The organism is Erwinia sp. Eh17-17 (genome assembly GCF_039675725.1).
Classification (GTDB): domain Bacteria; phylum Pseudomonadota; class Gammaproteobacteria; order Enterobacterales; family Enterobacteriaceae; genus Erwinia.
In genome coordinates this window covers 452411-470149 of the sequence record NZ_JBDFQT010000001.1, presented here as the reverse complement: position 1 = coordinate 470149, position 17739 = coordinate 452411, and the positions used below count along the sequence as shown (strand labels likewise).

General features: G+C 57.2%; 13 protein-coding genes. 4 read left to right on the top strand and 9 right to left on the bottom strand.

Annotation, left to right across the window (positions count from 1 at the left end):
* Positions 1–50 precede the first annotated feature (50 nt).
* Complete coding sequence (locus ABEH87_RS02005; protein ID WP_346573443.1) at positions 51–965, bottom strand: GGDEF domain-containing protein; 915 nt, start codon at positions 963–965, stop codon at positions 51–53.
* Between the two features lie 327 nt (positions 966–1292).
* Between ABEH87_RS02005 and ABEH87_RS02000 the strand changes: the two genes are divergently transcribed.
* A complete protein-coding gene (locus ABEH87_RS02000) occupies positions 1293–2897 on the top strand; it encodes a methyl-accepting chemotaxis protein (protein WP_346573441.1) in 1605 nt (534 codons plus the stop codon).
* Between the two features lie 9 nt (positions 2898–2906).
* Positions 2907–3914 (top strand): substrate-binding domain-containing protein, encoded by a 1008-nt coding sequence (locus tag ABEH87_RS01995; protein WP_346573439.1) that lies wholly within the window; start codon positions 2907–2909, stop codon positions 3912–3914.
* Positions 3915–4837: 923 nt separating this feature from the next.
* On the opposite strand, the gene ABEH87_RS01990 is transcribed toward ABEH87_RS01995, so the two are convergent.
* Positions 4838–5908 (bottom strand): LacI family DNA-binding transcriptional regulator, encoded by a 1071-nt coding sequence (locus ABEH87_RS01990; RefSeq protein WP_346573437.1) that lies wholly within the window; start codon positions 5906–5908, stop codon positions 4838–4840.
* A gap of 265 nt (positions 5909–6173) precedes the next feature.
* Here ABEH87_RS01990 and ABEH87_RS01985 point away from each other — a divergent pair, with 265 nt between their 5' ends.
* On the top strand, positions 6174–7433 hold the full coding sequence (locus tag ABEH87_RS01985) for a maltoporin (RefSeq protein ID WP_346573435.1): 1260 nt from the start codon (positions 6174–6176) through the stop codon (positions 7431–7433).
* 84 nt (positions 7434–7517) lie between these two features.
* Here ABEH87_RS01985 and ABEH87_RS01980 read toward each other — a convergent pair whose 3' ends face one another.
* The 6 genes from ABEH87_RS01980 to ABEH87_RS01955 all read right to left on the bottom strand — a co-directional run bounded on the left by ABEH87_RS01980 (position 7518) and on the right by ABEH87_RS01955 (position 14628).
* Positions 7518–7832, bottom strand: a complete 315-nt coding sequence (locus ABEH87_RS01980) for a glucose PTS transporter subunit EIIB (protein WP_346573433.1) — start codon at positions 7830–7832, stop codon at positions 7518–7520.
* A gap of 63 nt (positions 7833–7895) precedes the next feature.
* Positions 7896–9953, bottom strand: a complete 2058-nt coding sequence (locus tag ABEH87_RS01975) for a beta-galactosidase (RefSeq protein ID WP_346573431.1) — start codon at positions 9951–9953, stop codon at positions 7896–7898.
* Between the two features lie 47 nt (positions 9954–10000).
* Positions 10001–11161, bottom strand: a complete 1161-nt coding sequence (locus tag ABEH87_RS01970) for a glycosyl hydrolase 53 family protein (RefSeq protein WP_346574551.1) — start codon at positions 11159–11161, stop codon at positions 10001–10003.
* A 36-nt stretch (positions 11162–11197) separates the two neighbouring features.
* Positions 11198–12049, bottom strand: a complete 852-nt coding sequence (locus ABEH87_RS01965; protein ID WP_346573430.1) for a sugar ABC transporter permease — start codon at positions 12047–12049, stop codon at positions 11198–11200.
* Between the two features lie 9 nt (positions 12050–12058).
* The gene (locus ABEH87_RS01960; RefSeq protein ID WP_346574550.1) at positions 12059–13363 is read right to left on the bottom strand and encodes a sugar ABC transporter permease; all 1305 of its coding nucleotides are present in this window, start codon (positions 13361–13363) and stop codon (positions 12059–12061) included.
* A 44-nt stretch (positions 13364–13407) separates the two neighbouring features.
* Complete coding sequence (locus tag ABEH87_RS01955) at positions 13408–14628, bottom strand: extracellular solute-binding protein (protein WP_346573428.1); 1221 nt, start codon at positions 14626–14628, stop codon at positions 13408–13410.
* 327 nt (positions 14629–14955) lie between these two features.
* Between ABEH87_RS01955 and ugpC the strand changes: the two genes are divergently transcribed.
* The gene (gene ugpC / locus ABEH87_RS01950; RefSeq protein ID WP_346573426.1) at positions 14956–16074 is read left to right on the top strand and encodes a sn-glycerol-3-phosphate ABC transporter ATP-binding protein UgpC; all 1119 of its coding nucleotides are present in this window, start codon (positions 14956–14958) and stop codon (positions 16072–16074) included.
* A gap of 125 nt (positions 16075–16199) precedes the next feature.
* Here ugpC and ABEH87_RS01945 read toward each other — a convergent pair whose 3' ends face one another.
* On the bottom strand, positions 16200–17627 hold the full coding sequence (locus ABEH87_RS01945; RefSeq protein ID WP_346573424.1) for a carbohydrate porin: 1428 nt from the start codon (positions 17625–17627) through the stop codon (positions 16200–16202).
* Positions 17628–17739 lie beyond the last annotated feature (112 nt).

Here is a 17739-nt window from a genome sequence, read left to right as displayed (position 1 = left end):
GCCTGTGCATCGCATGATGCGCACAGCACCTCAGGCTGGCGCCCTCTCAGCTAACCGGCAGCCCACTCGACGCGATTTCTGCCCAAACGTTTGGCCTGATACAGCGCGACATCCACGCGTTTAAGTAATTTTTCCAGCCGCTCATTTTCTTTTTTACCCGCCACTCCGACGCTGACGGTTAAATGAATCGCGTCATCAATCACTAATGCCTGTGTACGTTGAATAATCTGACGGGCCAGCTGTTCGGCGTCTTCAATGAACGACGTCTGCATAATCACGGCAAATTCCTCACCGCCGATTCGGGCGGCAAGCACTTTATCGTCGTACAGCGCTGCCAGCATCGCGCCGAACTGCCTGAGCACCTCGTCACCCCGGTCATGTCCGTAGCGATCGTTAATCTGTTTGAAATGGTCAATATCAATAAAAAACAGATAGTAATTTTCCGACCTCATATCCATCAGGGCATCGGTAAAATAACGGCGGTTGGGCAACTGCGTCAGCTCATCGCGGAAAGAATCAATACTGACATCGGCATACCGGTCGTTAATATAGTGAACAAGGTGAAAAACGCCGATCGAGACGCACATCATCCCCACCAGCTGAGTCATATCCTCAATGAAATAGCCCACCCACGGAGGCTGCGCGATAATTTCATCCATCAGATCAAAGGCGGCGGAAATAATCCAGACAATCAGCCCGACATTCAGCCAGCGGCGCAGGCGGGCTTTCACCGCGATACGGTTAAAACTGTAGAGAATAAAATTGAGAATAAAAAATTGCAGCGCGTCAAATACCCAGCCAGGATTGTACAGCAGCGTTTTGCCTGCCGATTTCAGGGGGAAAAAAGTCAGGTTAATAATCACCACCAGAACGCTCAGCGCCGCGGATAACAGCACCGGCAGCAGCAGGGCTTTGCGTGATTCGCTTTTGGTAAAGAGTCCGTCTTCATATTTCGCGAATGGCATATTGCTTCCTGAGAATATTGAATGAAAAAAACATCACACCCCGCGGGGGGCTCGCAGGTGGATGGCGGTAAGAAGTAGACGCCCATCACACTTTTGCAAAACAGCCGCCATCGCCACGTCAAGTTTCGTTCTGCCCTGCCGTTAATCCGATCACTCTCTTTTATGAGTTGATGCCACCAGCCCCAATGACGTCACAATACACTGTGTGACATTAATGTAATCATGTCCGCCGACTGAATCCATTCAGCTTTACGAATTTATGGTCATTCCCGCGCACATCAAGGCTGATCGCTTATTTTTTCGTCGCAATTTCAGGGGTGTAAATTTATGCAATTCAAAAATACCACCGTCCGGAGCCAGTTGACGCTCGGATTCGGCGTGTTAGTGGTGATTGTGCTGGCCGTCGTCATCCTTGCGATGAACTCCCTCAGCAAAGCTAACGACAGATTTAAAACTCACGTGCAGCAGGTCGCAGCGCGTGAATCCTCGGTCAACCTGATCCTGAGCGGCGTGAAAGACAGCTCATTGAGTATTTACGGCCTGGTGCTGGTCAGCGAAGCCGCAGACATTGAAGCCGGTAAAAAACAGGTTGCCACCGCAGAAGATAAAACGGCTACGGCGTTGAAACAGCTGCAGGCGGCCATCACCCGCCATACGGATGTGACCGAACAGGACCGGAAGTTCGTGTCGGCCATTGCCAGTGCCGAAGAGGGATACCGCCCGATTGCCCACCACATTGTTGAATTAGCGCTGGCGGAAAAAAAGGCCGAAGCCATTGACCGCATGAACCGCGAATTACGCCCTCAGCTCACCCTGTTGCTCACCTCAGCTAACCAGTATCTGCAATACAGCACCGACCGCGCCGCAGAAAGTCTGGCTACCGCAGAGAGTGCTTACCAGCAGACGCGAATTATCTTTATCGCGATCAGCCTGCTGGCGCTAAGCCTAGCGGTGATCCTCGGTGCCATGATTATTCGTTCACTGTTCCGTGCGCTTGGCGAAGAACCGGCGGTACTGGGCCAGGTGGTACAGCGTATTGCTCAGGGTGACCTCAGCCAGGTGAACGGGGCGAATACCGCGCCGTCCGGCAGCGTGTTGGGCGCCATTGGCGAAATGCAGGAGAAGCTGCATCAGTTGATCAGCCAGGTGGCGAACTCCGCCGAAAGTATTGTCTCCGCCTCAGGGGAAATTACGCTTGGCAATGAAGATTTAAGCCGCCGCACTGAAGCACAGGCCTCATCGCTGGAGCAGACGTCTGCCAGCATGGAACAGCTGACCGCCACCGTGAAACACAACGCCGATAACGCCCACCAGGGGAACCTGATGGCGACCAACGCTTCCCAGGTCGCACAGCGCGGCGGTAACGTGGTGGAACGCGTGGTCAGCACTATGCACGACATCGCCAGCAGCTCCGGCAAAGTCACACAGATCATTACGGTGATTGAGAGCATCGCATTCCAGACCAACATCCTGGCCCTGAACGCCGCCGTTGAAGCCGCGCGCGCCGGGGAACAGGGTCGTGGATTCGCCGTGGTGGCGGGTGAAGTGCGTATCCTTGCGCAGCGCAGCGCCACTGCCGCACGAGAAATTAAAAATCTGATCGACGAATCGGTGGACCGCATCAACACGGGCTCTAAGCTGGTTGATGAGGCGGGCAGCACCATGCAGGAAGTGGTGGATGCGGTGAAAGGCGTTAACAGCCTGATGGCGGAGATCACGCTGGCGTCCAGCGAGCAGCACACCGGCATCGACCAGGTGAATAAAGCGGTAGTGAATATGGACGAAGCCACGCAGCAGAACGCCGCGCTGGTAGAAGAGAGTGCCGCCGCTGCTGCCAGCCTGAAGCAGCAGGCCTATTTATTGCTGGAGGGGATCTCGGCGTTTGATATCTCTCGTGCCGGCCGTCTCAACGACACGACAGCGCTGCGCTAAGGAACTGAGATGAAACTATCCTGTGTATTAACGCTGGCAGCGCTGGTCAGTACCACCGCGGTGGCCAGCAGTGACAGCATCACGATTGGCCTGATTACCAAAACAGAGAACAACCCGTTCTTCCTGAAAATGAAAGAAGGGGCAATGCTGGGCGCGACGGTTCACGGGGTCAAACTGCTGACCGCCGCCGGTAAAGAAGACGGTGATTATCCGGCACAGATTATCGCTATCCAGGAGATGGTGGCAGCGGGTGCCACCACTCTGCTGATCACCCCCAGCGATGCGAAAGCGATTGTCCCGGCGCTGGATGAAGTCCGCGCTAAAGGTGTTCAGGTCATTGCGCTGGACTCCCCTACTGACCCGATGACGGCGGTGGATGCGCTGTTCGCCACCGACAACTACAAAGCGGGTGAGCTGATCGGCCAGTATGCCAAAGCCGCCATGCCGCTGCGCTTCGCCGGGCAGCCGCTGAAAATTGCCATGCTCGACCTCTCTCCCGGCCATTTAGTCGGGGCAAGGCGCCACAATGGTTTTATGACCGGACTGGGTTTACCGGCGGTCGGCGCGGACTCCAGCGAGCTGTCGGTTACCGCCGAGACGGTGTGTTCCGGGTTTTCCCAGGGGGCCGAACAGCAGGGCTACGAAGTGATGGCCAGCTGTCTGAAAAGCCATCCCGATATCAACCTGGTGTATACCATTAATGAACCTGCGGCGGCCGGGGCTTACAAGGCACTACAGGAAGCCGGGAAAGAGAAGAATGCGATGATCGTCTCCGTAGACGGTGGTTGTGCGGGGGTTAACAACGTGCGTGCAGGTAAAATTGCCGCTACGGCGCAGCAGTACCCCCTGACTATGGCGGCAATGGGCGTTGACGCTGCGGTGGCCTGGGCGCGTCACGGTAAGAAAGCGTCCGGCTATGTCGATACCGGCGTCACGCTGATCGCCGACAAACCGATGCCGGGTCTGGCCAGCAAAGATACCCAGGCCGGGCTGAACGCCTGCTTTGGGGCGAAATAACCCCTCTTTACCACCGACCGCTACGCTAACAGGGCCCGACCTTCCGTTCCGGTCGGCCCTGATGGTCACAGCGGACTCCCTGATACCAGATGCCCCTGAAATGTCTCGCTGAATGCGCGCAGCGCTGGCTGAGGTCAGTCTGAGAACGCCGGACCGGCAAAAGACGCTTCCCTGCGGGCCTCGGCACGCGCCATCCCTGGCGCGTGACGCCCGGCTTACCTCAGGCTGGCCTCATCCCCTCAAACATCCGCGCCCGCTGTGGGGTTAAAACCACTGCGGCTTACCCTGCGGTTTCCGGCACCCGTCTTATTGTAAGGGCCGACCTTCCGTTCCGGTCGGCCCGATGGTCGCGGCGGACTCACTGATACCAGACGCCCCTGACGCCGCCCCTGAAATGTCTCGCTGAATGCGCGCAGCACTGGCTGAGGTCAGTCTGAGAACGCCGGACCGGCAAAAGACGCTTCCCTGCGGGCATCGGCTTACCTCAGACTGGCCTCATCCCCTCAAACATCCGCGCCCGCTGTGGGGTTAAAACCACTGCGGCTTACCCTGCGGTTTCCGGCACCCGTCTTATTGTAGGGGCCGACCTTCCGTTCCGGTCGGCCCGATGGTCGCGGCGGACTCACTGATACCAGACGCCCCTGACGCCGCCCCTGAAATGTCTCCCTGAATGCGCGCAGCACTGGCTGAGCTCAGTCTGAGAACGCCGGACCGGCAAAAGACGCTTCCCTGCGGGCCTCGGCTTACCTCAGACTGGCCTCATCCCCTCAAACATCCGCGCCCGCTGTGGGGTTAAAACCACTGCGGCTTACCCTGCGGTTTCCGGCACCCGTCTTATTGTAGGGGCCGACCTTCTGTTCCGGTCGGCCCGATGGTCACAGCGGACTCCCTGATACCAGACGCCCCCTTTCCTCAAGCAGCGGCTACCCCAGGCGGCTGGCAATCAGGCGCAGCTGTTCGGCAATCTGCTTCAGATCCTGCTGATGCTGCCCCGCCGCTGACGTTGAACTTCTCACCACCAGCCGGGCAGGCAGAATCGAAGAAGAGCGGCTGTGGTCGTCATCGCTGGCCTGCAGGATACGCTGCACGGCTTCCTTTCCCTGCAAATCCAGGTCCAGCGACACGGTGGTCAGCGCCGGGTGGAAAAACGCACTCTCGTAGGTATCATCATACCCCACCACCGACACCTGCCCCGGCACCGCCACCCCCTGCTGATGCAGCGCGCTCAGTACGCCGAGCGCCATCTGATCGTTCCCTACCAGCAGCGCGCTGAAGTGCGGGTTTTCACGCAGCAGCTGTAAAATGCCGCTGTAACCGCTCTGCGCATCCCAGTTGCCGTGGATCACGCTGACAGGTTCCAGCCGGTAGCTCGCCAGCGTCTCCAGCCAGCTCTTCAGCCGCAGCCGGGCAGAGACCGAATGCTCCGGTCCCGCCAGCAGCGCGAACTCACGGTGCCCCTGCTCGTAGAGGTATTTTACGCTCGCGCGGGTGCCGTCTGCCGGGTTAAACGAAACGTTAAACACCGAGCAATAAGGGTCAACGTCAAGGAACAGACAGATAATATCCTCGTTCTCCGCAACGATGCGCTCTGCACTGGCGGTGTCCAGAGGTACGTTGATAATCACCTTATCCACCAGCTGAGACTTCAGCTCGTTAATTGATTCCTGCAAACTTTGATTGACGTTCTCATTAATCATGGCGATCAGCACCTGATAGTCAACCGCGTTGGCATAGCGCTTGATCGCCGCCGCCACCTGAGAAGGGGCGTGCAGAGCCAGGGAAGTGGTCACCAGACCCAGCGTGGTGCTCTGTTTTCCAACCAGCTGCTGCGCGAGGCGATTGGGCACGTAGCGCAGTTCCTCTATCGCCTTTGTTACCTTGCTGCGCGTACCTTGCGAGACGTTCGCAGACTTATTCAGCACCCTGGAAACGGTTTGATATGACACCCCTGCGTGACGGGCGACATCTTCCAGAGTGGCACTCTTTGATTTCATGTTTCGCTTCCCTGTTTACAGATGGCCAAATTGTATCACAGTGCACATGACGCTCAGGTTAACCCGGTCACACTGTCAGAAAATCACAAAAAAGTATGACGTTCACATTTGATATTTAGTGATCAACTTCACCAATCGTTACAATTTACGCCTAAATACTTGCAGTAAATCACACAATTTCGACACTCCAATTGCACACCCTTCACTGCCGGGCGTTTACTGTCGCCAACGTGTGAACGTATGACAAATATAAACAGAGGGTGACATGAACACAAGACTAACGGCGACCGCGGTGGCACTTGCTGCCGCACTGACTTCTCCGGCCTTCGCAGCCATCGATAACATCGACTTCCACGGCTATCTGCGCGGCGGCGTGGGCGTTTCGCGTGACGGAGGCATGGAGGAGTGGCAGAAAAATAAAATTGGTCGTCTGGGTAACGAAGCCGATACCTACGGTGAAATCGAGCTGGGCAGCGAAGTGTATAAAAAGGATGACGTCAGCTTTTATGTCGACTCCATGGTCAGCATGTTCTCGGACGGCTCTAACGACAACGAAACCACCTTCGGTGACGATGCCCAGTTCGGCCTGCGTCAGCTGAACTTACAGATTAAAGGGCTGATCCCCGGTGATAAAAACGCGGTGATCTGGGGCGGTAAACGTTATTACCAGCGCCATGACCTGCATATCATCGATACCAAATACTGGAATATCTCCGGCTCCGGTGCCGGTATTGAAAACTACACCTTAGGCCCTGGCGCCGTCTCCGTCGCCTGGATCCGTGGCGATGCCAACGACGTAGACTACCGTGAAGACGGCGATAACGACGTCAACATCAACTATCTCGACGTGCGCTACGCAGGCTGGAAGCCGTGGAGCGGTGCGTGGACGGAGTTCGGCGTCGATTACGCCATGCCGAACCCGACCAATAAGCAGAAAGAGTACGGCGAGCTGTACGACGCGGAAAACGGCGTGATGCTGACCGGGGAAATCAGTCAGGACATGTGGGGCGGCTATCAGAAGCTGGTGTTGCAGTACGCCAATAAAGGGCTGGCACAGAACATGATTTCCCAGGGCGGCGGCTGGTATGACATGTATAACGACACGCGTGATGCCACCGGCTACCGCGTCATCAACACCGGCCTGCTGCCGATCACCGACCGGCTGTCGCTGAATCAGGTCATCACCTGGGGTGCTGCCGATAACGTGACCGCCTTCACGGACAAGAGCACCCTGCTGTCGCTTGTCGGGCGCGCGCAGTACCAGTTTACCGACTATGTGCGCGGCATCGGTGAAGCCGGTACGTTTATGCAGAAAGATCAGAACAAAGACGGCAGCGACTATAAGCAGGCCGGGCAGAAATACACTCTGGCCCTGGGTCTGGCCGCTGGCCCGGAATTTATGTCACGCCCGGAACTGCGCATCTTTACCTCGTATCTGAACGACTCCGAACAGGGGAACAGCTTCCAGGATGGAACCGCCAGCAACACCTGGAACTTCGGTGTGCAGGTGGAAGCCTGGTGGTAATGCAGCAATAAACGCCTTCATCATCATTGGATAACCACTGGATCGCGATTTGGATAACCGTCACCGGTTATCCATTTTTTTTGCTCACGGCTGGCTGAAGAAGCGGGCCTCCATCAGCGCCCGCAGGCGGTCTGACTGCGTGCCAAAAATCGCATGCACCTCATGCCCCAGGATCACCACGCCGATCGCCCCCGCCTGCTGTAACCCGTGATTATCGACCGCCGCCAGGGATTTCACCGTCACCCGCAGGCGCGTCAGGCAGGCGTCCACCTGTACGATATTGTCCCGCCCGCCAAAGCAGCTCATCAGCCGATCCAGCAGCACGCCGTCTTCCGGGGTAGCCTCCGTCGGGTCCGGTTCCCGGCTGAAGTAGTGCTTAAATAATTTCAGACTGACCATACTCTCTCCTTACCTGCTTCAGGCAAAAAAAAGCGGGCCAGAGGCCCGCCAGTGAGACAACAATTACAGCGGGGCGCGCAGCACGCGACAGCCCCAGGGAGCCACACTCAGCGTACCGGCGAGCGGCGCACCGTCAATCAGATCGCTGATCCCCGCGGGCAGCACAACGGTATGCGTCTGCGCCGTGAAGTTCTGCAGGAAGACAAAGCTGTGTTCGCCATCGGTACGGCGGTGCGCGGTAACCCCCGGCGGGAAGTCCACGGCCAGCGCACGCGGCAGGGCCAGCCGGGTAATCAGTGCGCCGTAGAAATCACGGTGGAACGCGCGGTCGTTACGCGAGGCGATATACCACGCCTGCCCCTCGCCCACGCTGTTGACGGTCACCGCCGGTTTACCGGCATAGAAATCACTCTCATACACCGCCAGCGCCGTGGCCCCTTCCAGATGAATATGCTCGCACAGTTCACGTGCCTGATAAGCGCCCTGCAACCCCAGCACATTTCCTGCCAGCGCGCGGACGCCGTTGGTCTCGTCGTCGGTCAGGCTGTCGATCTCTTCGGCCCAGATACCCAGCAGCGGACGCAGCGGTCCGGGGAAACCGCCGAGATAACAGAGGTCGCTTTCATTGACCACCCCCGTCCAGTAGCTGGCAACAAACTGCCCGCCCCGGCGCAGATGCTGTTCCACCCGTGCGGCAAAGCCGTCGCGTACCATATACAGCATCGGTGCGATCACCAGCGCGTAGCCGCTCAGGTCCGCATCGGCGTTGATCACATCCACGGCTACGCCCTGCTCCCAGAAGGTACGGTAGTGTTCGGTCACCGTGCGCTCATAGTGCAGGCCGATATTGCGCGGCCCCTGGGCATTGTCCATCGCCCAGCGGCTTTCCCAGTCGAAAATAATCGCCACTTTCGCCTCAACGCGGGTGCCCTGTACCGGCGTCATCGCGGCCAGCATGCGGCCCAGCTCCGACACCTCGCGGCCGATGCGCGTGTCCAGATGACCGACGTGATCGACCACCGCGCCGTGAAACTTCTCCACCGATCCACGGCTTTTACGCCACTGGAAATACTGCACCGCATCCGCCCCGTGGGCCACGGCCTGTAGTGATGAGAGAATATGCATCCCCGGTTTTTTTAGCTTGCTGGTCGGCTGCCAGTTAGTGGCCCCCGGCGTTGACTCCATCAGCACAAACGGCCTGCCCTGCTTCAGGGTGCGCATCAGATCGTGGTACATCGCGGTATAGCAGGCCAGCGTGGTTTCATCCTTCTCGTTATGCCACGTCGGGTAACTGTCCCACGAGATAAAATCGAGCGGCTGCGACAGCTTCCAGTAGTCGTAGTCGTAGAAATATTCCATAAAGTTGGTGGTCGCCGGCAGGTCCGGGTTGGCCGCCTTCAGCGGTTTGATCTCTTCCGCACAGAAGTCGGTCACCTGGTCGGTCATAAAGCGCCGCCAGTCGAGGTTCAGACCGTGAATGGAGGACTCTCCCTGCGGCGATGGCGAAGCGATCTGCGACCAGTCGGTATAGGTATGGCTCCAGAAATCGCTCCACCAGGCGTGGTTAAGCTGTTCCAGGGTGCCATAGCGACGCTGCAGCCAGCCGCGAAAGGCCAGCTGACAGCGGTCGCAGTGGCATTCCCCGCCGTATTCGTTAGAAATATGCCAGCCGATCACCGCCGGGTGGTGCGCATAGCGCGCCGCCAGCTGGCCGTTCATCGCCTGCACTTTTTGCCGGTACAGCGGCGAGGTCATACAGTGATTGTGACGTCCACCGTGCAGGGCCGGGACGCGGTCGCGTCCGGTGCGCAGCACTTCCGGGTATTTTTGCGACATCCACGCCGGTCGTGCGCCGCTCGGCGTGGCCAGGAACACCCGGATAGACTGCTGATGCAGTTTTTCCAGCACATTATCCAGCCAGGCAAAGTCATAGCGACCGTCTTCCGGCTCCAGTTTCGCCCAGCTGAAGATACCCACCGACATCACATTGCAGTGTGCCTGCTTCATCATTGCCACATCATCATCAATGATGCCCGGCGAGTTTTCCCACTGTTCAGGGTTGTAATCCGCCCCGTGCAGCAGCGCGTTAACCCCGGCAGAAAGCGGTGGAAATTTAGTCATAACGATTCCTCAGAGGTGTCAGTGACACCGGCCCTCAGGCCTGTAAATTAATGAAAAGCCTGAATTGACGGCAGCACTTTGCCCTGACAGTCAAACAGCGCCTGATTTTCACGGGCGTTGCCCTGTTTCCATTCGTCGTGGATGTACTTCATTCCTTCCGGCGTCGCCCAGGTATTGCCCGGTGCGGCTATCCACATCGGTTCCCAGTACACCACGCCCTTGCCGCGATGATTGGGCACCGTCAACACCGCCTGCATCAGATCGTGCAGATAGGCCGCCTGCCCCGCGACGGTGGCCGGATAGCCTCCGTCTTTCTCTTCCTTCGCCTGGAAACTGTTCTCCGCGCTGTCACAGTTTTTCAGCGTGTAGCCGTAGGCAGCTTCCACCACCATCACGTCTTTCTGATAGCGCTGGCTGATATCGTCCATGTTGGCCTTCAGGGCGCTAATCGGGCCGTTCCAGTAGGTGTACATTGACAGGCCAATCACATCGAACGGCACCTGACGGCGGGTGATCTCGTCGAACCACCAGCGGAACATCTCATTTTTCGTCCCTTCCGCCAGGTGCAGCATGATTTTGACCTGCCCCGGATCGCTGAGGTTTTCACGCAGGCCGCTAATCGCCGCCTTCAGCAGCGCGGCCAGACGGTCAAACTCGCCGCCGTTCTGCCCCCAGCTTTTGCCTTCCGGCCACAGCATACCGCCGTTCAGTTCGTTGCCAATCTGCACCATATCCGGTAACACCCCCTGGGCTTTAAAGCGCGCAATGGTGTCGCGGGTGTAGTCATGAATGCGCGTTTCCAGCTCCGGGAACGTGAGCTTTTCCCAGGCCTTCGGCTTGAACTGCTTGCCCGGATCGGTCCAGAAATCGCTGTAGTGGATGTCCAGCAGGATCTGCATCCCCGCCGCCTTCGCGCGTTTGGCCAGCGCCAGAGTGGTCGGCAGATCGTTAGTGCCGCCGCCGTACGCTTTACCGCTGGCGTCATACGGGTCCACCCACAGACGCAGACGCAGCGTGTTGATGCCGTTAGCCTTCAGAATGGCTATCGGGTCCTGCAACTGGTTGTTGGCGTTATAAAATTTAACGCCGAGTTTCTCCAGCTCCGGCAGCGTGGAGATATCCGCCCCCTTGACAAAATCGGCAGGCACCGGCCCGATGGGGCGAATATCCGCCGTATTCGCGGCGCAGAGAGGCACAGCCCAGGCCATGGCCAGGGCGAGTAACACTGTTTTTGGCGTCATGATTTATCCCTTAGTACTTCCTGAAGTCAGACCGGAAACGAAGTATTTCTGCAGTGCCAGGTAGAGGATGGCGACCGGTACGGCAATCAGCACCGCGCCTGCTGCATAGGTGGTATAGCTGGCCCCCATTTTTTGCGAGACCAGGTTGTACAGACCAATCGGCAGCGTGAACTGATCGGGGCTGCGCAGAATGGTACTGGAGAGGATGAAATCCCCCAGCGGCCCGGTGAAGGAGAACAGCGCCACCACGGCCAGGATCGGCTTTGAAAGCGGCATAATAATCTCGATAAACACGCGGAAGTTTCCTGCCCCGTCCATGCGCGCTGACTCATCCAGATCCTTCGGAATGGCGTCGAGATAGCCCTTCATCAGATAGGTATTCATCGGGATCATGCCGCCAACATAAATCAGCACCAGCGCCAGATGGCTGTTAATTAGACCCAGCAGCTGCGACAGCACGAAGATGGCAATCAGCGCTGAAAACTGCGGGATCATCTGCAACAGCAGAAACAGCATCAGACCGTTCTGCCGCCCCTTAAAGCGAAAGCGCGAGAACGCATAGGCGGTACAGCTGACGCTGATTAAGGTCAGCACCATGGTAAAGAAACTGATTTTCATCGAGTTCCAGTACCACGTCAGGTACGGCACCGTACCGTTGAACAGATCACGGTAATGCTGTAACGAGGCGTTCTCAGGGATAATGGAACTGCTCAGCAGGCTGTTACCGGCATTCAGTGATGCCCCGACCGTCCACACCAGCGGATAGATGATGATGGTGGATACCACCAGCACCACCAGCCAGGTGAGTGACAGCCGCAGCCACTTTTCACGTTTTATACTGACTGACTTTGCCATGATGCTCCCTTACGCCATCTCATCTTGTTTAAACGATTTGGTGGCGCGGAACTGCCACAGCGCCAGACCGACCACAAAGATCGACAGCAAAATCGTAATGGTGGCGGCAATCGCGTACTGCGATGACGACATGGTGAGTTTGTAGATCCACGACACCAGGATATCAGTGCCGCCCGCGTTCGATCCCGCCACCGCCGGGCCGCCGTTGTTGAACAGGTAAATAATGTTGAAGTTGTTAAAGTTGAAGGTGTACTGGGTGATGATGATCGGCGCAATCGCGTACATCACCAGCGGCAGCGTGATCGTGCGCAGCCGCGTCCAGGGTCCCGCCCCGTCCATCATCGCCGCTTCATACAGATCATCAGGAATGGCCTGTAATACCCCGGTGGTCATGGCAAAGACAAACGGGAAGCCCAGCCAGGTCTGCATCATAATCAGCGCGGTTTTGGTCCAGAACGGATCGGTCATCCAGGCCTTAGGCGCAATGCCAAAGAAGTCGAGGATCGCATTGTTAATCACGCCAAAGCTGTCGTTAAACATACCGGCAAACACCAGGATGGTGACAAAGCCGGGCACCGCCCAGGGCAGAATGAAAATGGTGCGGATCAGCGGCTTAAAGCGCAGGTCTTTCTGGTTGACCAGAATCGCCAGCATCACGCCGACCGAACACTGCAACGTGGTCGCCAGCAGCGTCCAGACCACCGTCCACTGCAATACGTCGAAGAAGGTCGAGCGCCAGATCGACAGGGTGAAGATATTGACGAAGTTTTTCAGCCCCACCCAATCCACCAGCTTCGCGGGCGGCGTGTGGTAGAGGTTGTAGTTGGTAAAGGCGATGGCAAAACCAAACAGGATTGGGAACACCACCACAAACACCAGCAGGATAAACCCCGGCGTAATCATCAGGTAAGGAAAGCCCTCACGCAGCAGCAGCTGATACTGTTTGCGCACCCCGTGCAGCGGTTTCCCCTCATCGCGACGGCAGCCGTTCAGCCACGCATCGCGTACAGACAGCCCCCATAGCGTGATGCCGAAGGCGACGATCAGCACGCTGATAATGCCCTCCGCCAGCAGGAAGATGGAGTTATCGCGGGGGACTTCTTCCCCCAGCGTTGCCAGCCCCCACAGCCCCTGCTGCAGGAAGCGATGAAACACGCCGTAAAAGCTGGTGAGCAGGATCAGAAAACAGAGCCCTTTAGCCCACTGGCGGTGGTAAAACTGGCCGAAACCCGGTAACAGCGCCAGCAGTGCGCCCGTCAGCGCGTGCTGCCGGGTACGCTTGTTGAGCATCAGTTTTTCACTGGGGGAAATCATCACAGCATCATCCTTCTTCATTCTAGCCGCCCGCAGAGCCGGGCCTACTGGTTGCTGGCCTGCATCGCTTCAATCTGCATGGTGATCTGTTTCACCGCGTTATCCAGCGCCACTTTCGGCTCCTGTTTACCGGTCACGCTGAGCTCCAGAGCGGTGTTAGCCGGCCCCCACACTTCCTGCATCTCCGGCACGCCCGGCATGGCAACGGCGCGCTCCGCCTGCACCGCCACGGCATTGGCTTTTTCATCATTTTTAATCAGCGGATCGTTCATCAGGGCCACCACCGGTGGGATCTCCTGGGTCTTCTGGAAGCGCTCTTTGACGTACTGCGGCTGGTTAATAAACTGAATGAACTGCTGCGCCAGGGTTTTGTCTTTACTCCAGGTCGACACCACATAGCCCTTCACGCCGAGGAACGAACTCATCGGTTTACCGTTAGGCAGTTCCGGCAGCGGGGCCACGCCGTAGTTGATACCGGCTGACTGATAAGGCTGGAACGCCCACGGGCCGTTGATCACCGCCGCTGCTTTTTTCTCGGTAAACAGCGAGTCGATGGCATTCAGTCCGTTATCGCCCAGGATGCCGGAAGGCAGCAGGCCCTGAGTGAAGAAACTCTTGAGATAGGTGACGGCTTCCACGCTGCCGGCGGTATTCAGCCCGATATCCTGAGTGTTCAGCCCGCCCTTACCGTCTTTACCAAAGATGTAGCCGCCCATTGGCGCGATAGCGCCCCAGCTGTAGTAAATCTGGTCAAATTTCGCCAGCAGGCCGTACTGCTTCGCTTCGCGCTGCTTCTGGGAAAAAGCGCGATACTCATCCAGCGTTTTCAACGGTGCAGGCAGCAGATCTTTGTTGTAGATCAGCACCAGGGTTTCCACGGCTTTCGGTACGCCGTACACCACGTTGTTCTGAATAAAGGCCGCCATTGCTGATGGGGTATAGGCCGCCTGATGTGCCGCATCAACGTTAATCGGCGACAGCAGTCCCTGCACCACCGCGCTGCCCAGCTGATCGTTAGGGATCACCAGCACATCAGGACCGATACCGGCCGGCCCATCCAGGCGCAGTTTTTCAATCTGCTGAGCAAACGGCATTTCCTGTACTTTGACTTCCACGTTGAACTGCTTCTGAAAATCAGCAATCGCCGTTTTAATGCCGTCCGATTTCTTAATATCTTCCCAGACGGTAAGTTGCTGTGCGGCGTGCGCAGCCTGTCCCAGAGCCAGGGCTGACAGAAGCAGAGTGATGCAGGTTTTGACTTTCATTGCTGACCTCATGTGAAGGTATAACATTTGTCTGTTTTTTATTTCGCTGATGCTCTTAGCAGTACGGCGTAAGTCCCGAAAAATGCGCCTTACAGAAGAGTAAAGGTCACAGCGCGTCGATGTCACACGCTACGCGGATTGGCGCTTCGCCTCCACTCCGTTCTCGCTAATATGTGATCCGTATTACAGAAATCAAAATCCCCCCTAGGGCGCTCTGCATCTGGAGTTTATAGTCAACCCAGACGCCACAAGGGCTAGCGTGTCACAAGAAAGATTGTAATACGTAATACATTTATTTCTTCAACACCCCTTTCGAAGAGGTTCCGCATGTCCAGCATCAGACTGAGAAACGTGGGTAAGCGTTTTGGTAAAACAGAAACGCTCAATAATATTCAACTGGATATAGAAGACGGTGAATTCACCGTTTTTGTCGGCCCCTCTGGCTGTGGCAAATCCACGCTGCTGCGGCTGATTGCCGGGCTGGAAGAGGTGAGCGACGGTGAGATCCTGATAGGCGATGAGCTGATGAACGACGTGGCTCCCGCCCACCGGGGCGTGGCGATGGTGTTTCAGTCCTATGCGCTTTACCCGCATATGACGGTGGCAGAAAACATGGGCTACGGCCTGAAGGTGAACGGCGTGGCGAAAGAGAAGATCCGCCACCAGGTAGAGATGGTGTCCAGAACGCTGCAACTCTCTCATCTGCTGGAGCGCAAGCCGAAAGAACTTTCCGGCGGCCAGCGCCAGCGCGTGGCGATTGGCCGGGCGATTGTGCGTAATCCACGGGTGTTTATGTTTGATGAACCGCTGTCGAACCTGGATGCGGAGCTGCGCGTGGAAATGCGTCTGCATATTGCCAAACTGCACCAGGAGCTGAAAACTACCATGGTGTATGTGACCCATGACCAGATTGAAGCGATGACGCTGGCCGATAAAATCGTGGTGATGAACTACGGCAAGGTAGAACAGGTGGGTTCACCGATGGCGCTCTACTACAACCCGGTGAACCGCTTTGTTGCCGGGTTTATCGGTTCGCCTAAAATGAATTTCCTGCCCGCGCGCGTTGAGCACTGCACGCCGCAGGGGCTGACCGTCACCGTTAATGAAGGGGCGCACACGCTGACGCTGCCTGCGCCTGCGCGTTCCCTCCAGGCCGGTGATGAGCTGACGCTGGGCATTCGCCCGGACCATCTGCGGGTGAACAGCGATGCGCCGTTACAGCTGGACTTTCACTGTGAAGTGGTGGAAAGGCTGGGTAACAATACCTATCTGTTCGGCCAGGTGTACGGTCACGACGGCTTTAAAATGCTGCTGCCGGGCGACGTGCATTTCCGCCCCTATCAGATGCTGCGCCCCGCCTTCTTCGCGCACCAGTGCATGGTGTTCGATCGCGACGGGCTGCGCATCAGCGCGGATATTCCCCTGCCGCAGGATCAGGCAGCCTGACGTTAGCGTCTTCAAGATACTCGCCGATCAAACTTCCCGAGTGGTTTCGGTTGTTGGGCCCGACCTTCTTTTTCGGTCGGGCCCAATGATTGCACCATTCAAAACCGGCCGGTTTTACACCCTCATCAGAACCAGGCTTCCCACATTGCGCCGACGTTGAACGAATCCAGCTGGGTATCGTCATCGGTGCCGTTGATGCGCGCGGTGCGTTTGTTATCGACGTCACCACCGGTCACATAGAAGCGCAGCATCGGACGGAACTCCGGTCCCATGGCAATGGAAACGTTCTGCGACAGCGTCAGCTTCCAGCCGTGGTTATCGCCGCCCTGGTCGTAATCCACCCGCTGATAGCCCGCTTCCAGCCACGTGGAATGCACGTCGTTCCACCAGTACATCGGGCGCACAATCGCCCCGTAGTTGCGCCGGTCGTCGGTGCTGTCTGCTTTATTCGAATAATCGTGGAAGGCCAGCAGGTACTCCACCTGCGCCTGCTGCGTGAACTTGTAGTTGCCTTCAAAGCTGGCGTAGACGGTGGTCAGCTCATCCGTTTTATTAAACACGCTGTTGTCCGAGTTATTGGAATAACGGGTGATGACTTTGTTCACGCCCTTCTCCCCGGTGTGGCTCAGCACTGCACCGCCCTGCCAGGCCTTCAGCCGCTCTTCGCTCTCAATCGCTTTGGAGTCAAAGCCGTAGTTGGCGTACAGCTCCAGGTCCAGCGGACCGACCTTCATGCCGTGAATTTTCGAGGTCAGCGCGTAGTTGCCTTTATCCCCGGTGCCTGAGCCGCCGGTACAGCTGATGCGCGACGGGTTGCCATCTTCATCCATCACTTCCGGGTTACAGGCCTCAACAGAAGCCACCGTCGCCACGTCAAACTTCACGCCGCCCAGTTCGAAGTTTTTCACCCCGGCGCCCTGGCCGTCGTGGTTCATCCAGAAGTAGTCGTTAATCCCCTGCTGTGGGCGCTGGTGGAAATCACGCCCGGCCCACAGGTAGGCGTTGGGATTGGAGTCAAACAGATTGGTGACGCCCGCATAGGCCTTCTTGAGGTTCACCTCATCGCCCCAGTGGTCGATCATCACGTTGACATCCCAGATTGCGCCGTTGTCGCCTTTAAACGCTTTGGAAAGCTGGAACTCGCCGCCGTTGCCTTCGTTGCCCAGGCGACCGATAGCTGAGGATCCGTTATACGAGCCATCCACACCGACGAATTTCTGATCGCCGCCCTGGAACTGCGCGCCGTAGCGGGCATAGCCGGTAAACTGCACGCCGAACGGGATCGCCATATCCGGCGACTGTGCCGCCGTCTGCGGTTCGGTGATCACATCGGCTTTTTTCGCCACCGCCTTATCAATTTTCGCCTGGCGCTCGGCCAGGGCTTTATCCACGGCACCGTCAATTTTGGCCTGACGTTCGGCCAGGGCTTTATCCACCGCTTTCGCCACAATGGCGTCTATCTGTTCCTGCGTAAACTCTTGTGCAACGACGTTTCCAGAGCAAAGGGCTGCCATCACCGCCAGGGTCACTGGCAATTGATTCGCTATTTTCATAATATTCTCTTTATTACTCCGCCCTTTATTTACGCGTCACCGTGCCGCGCAAATAAAGAAGCGTGAGTGCTGTTATTTTAAAGGTAAGAGGTAAGAATACAGTCAGGTTCAA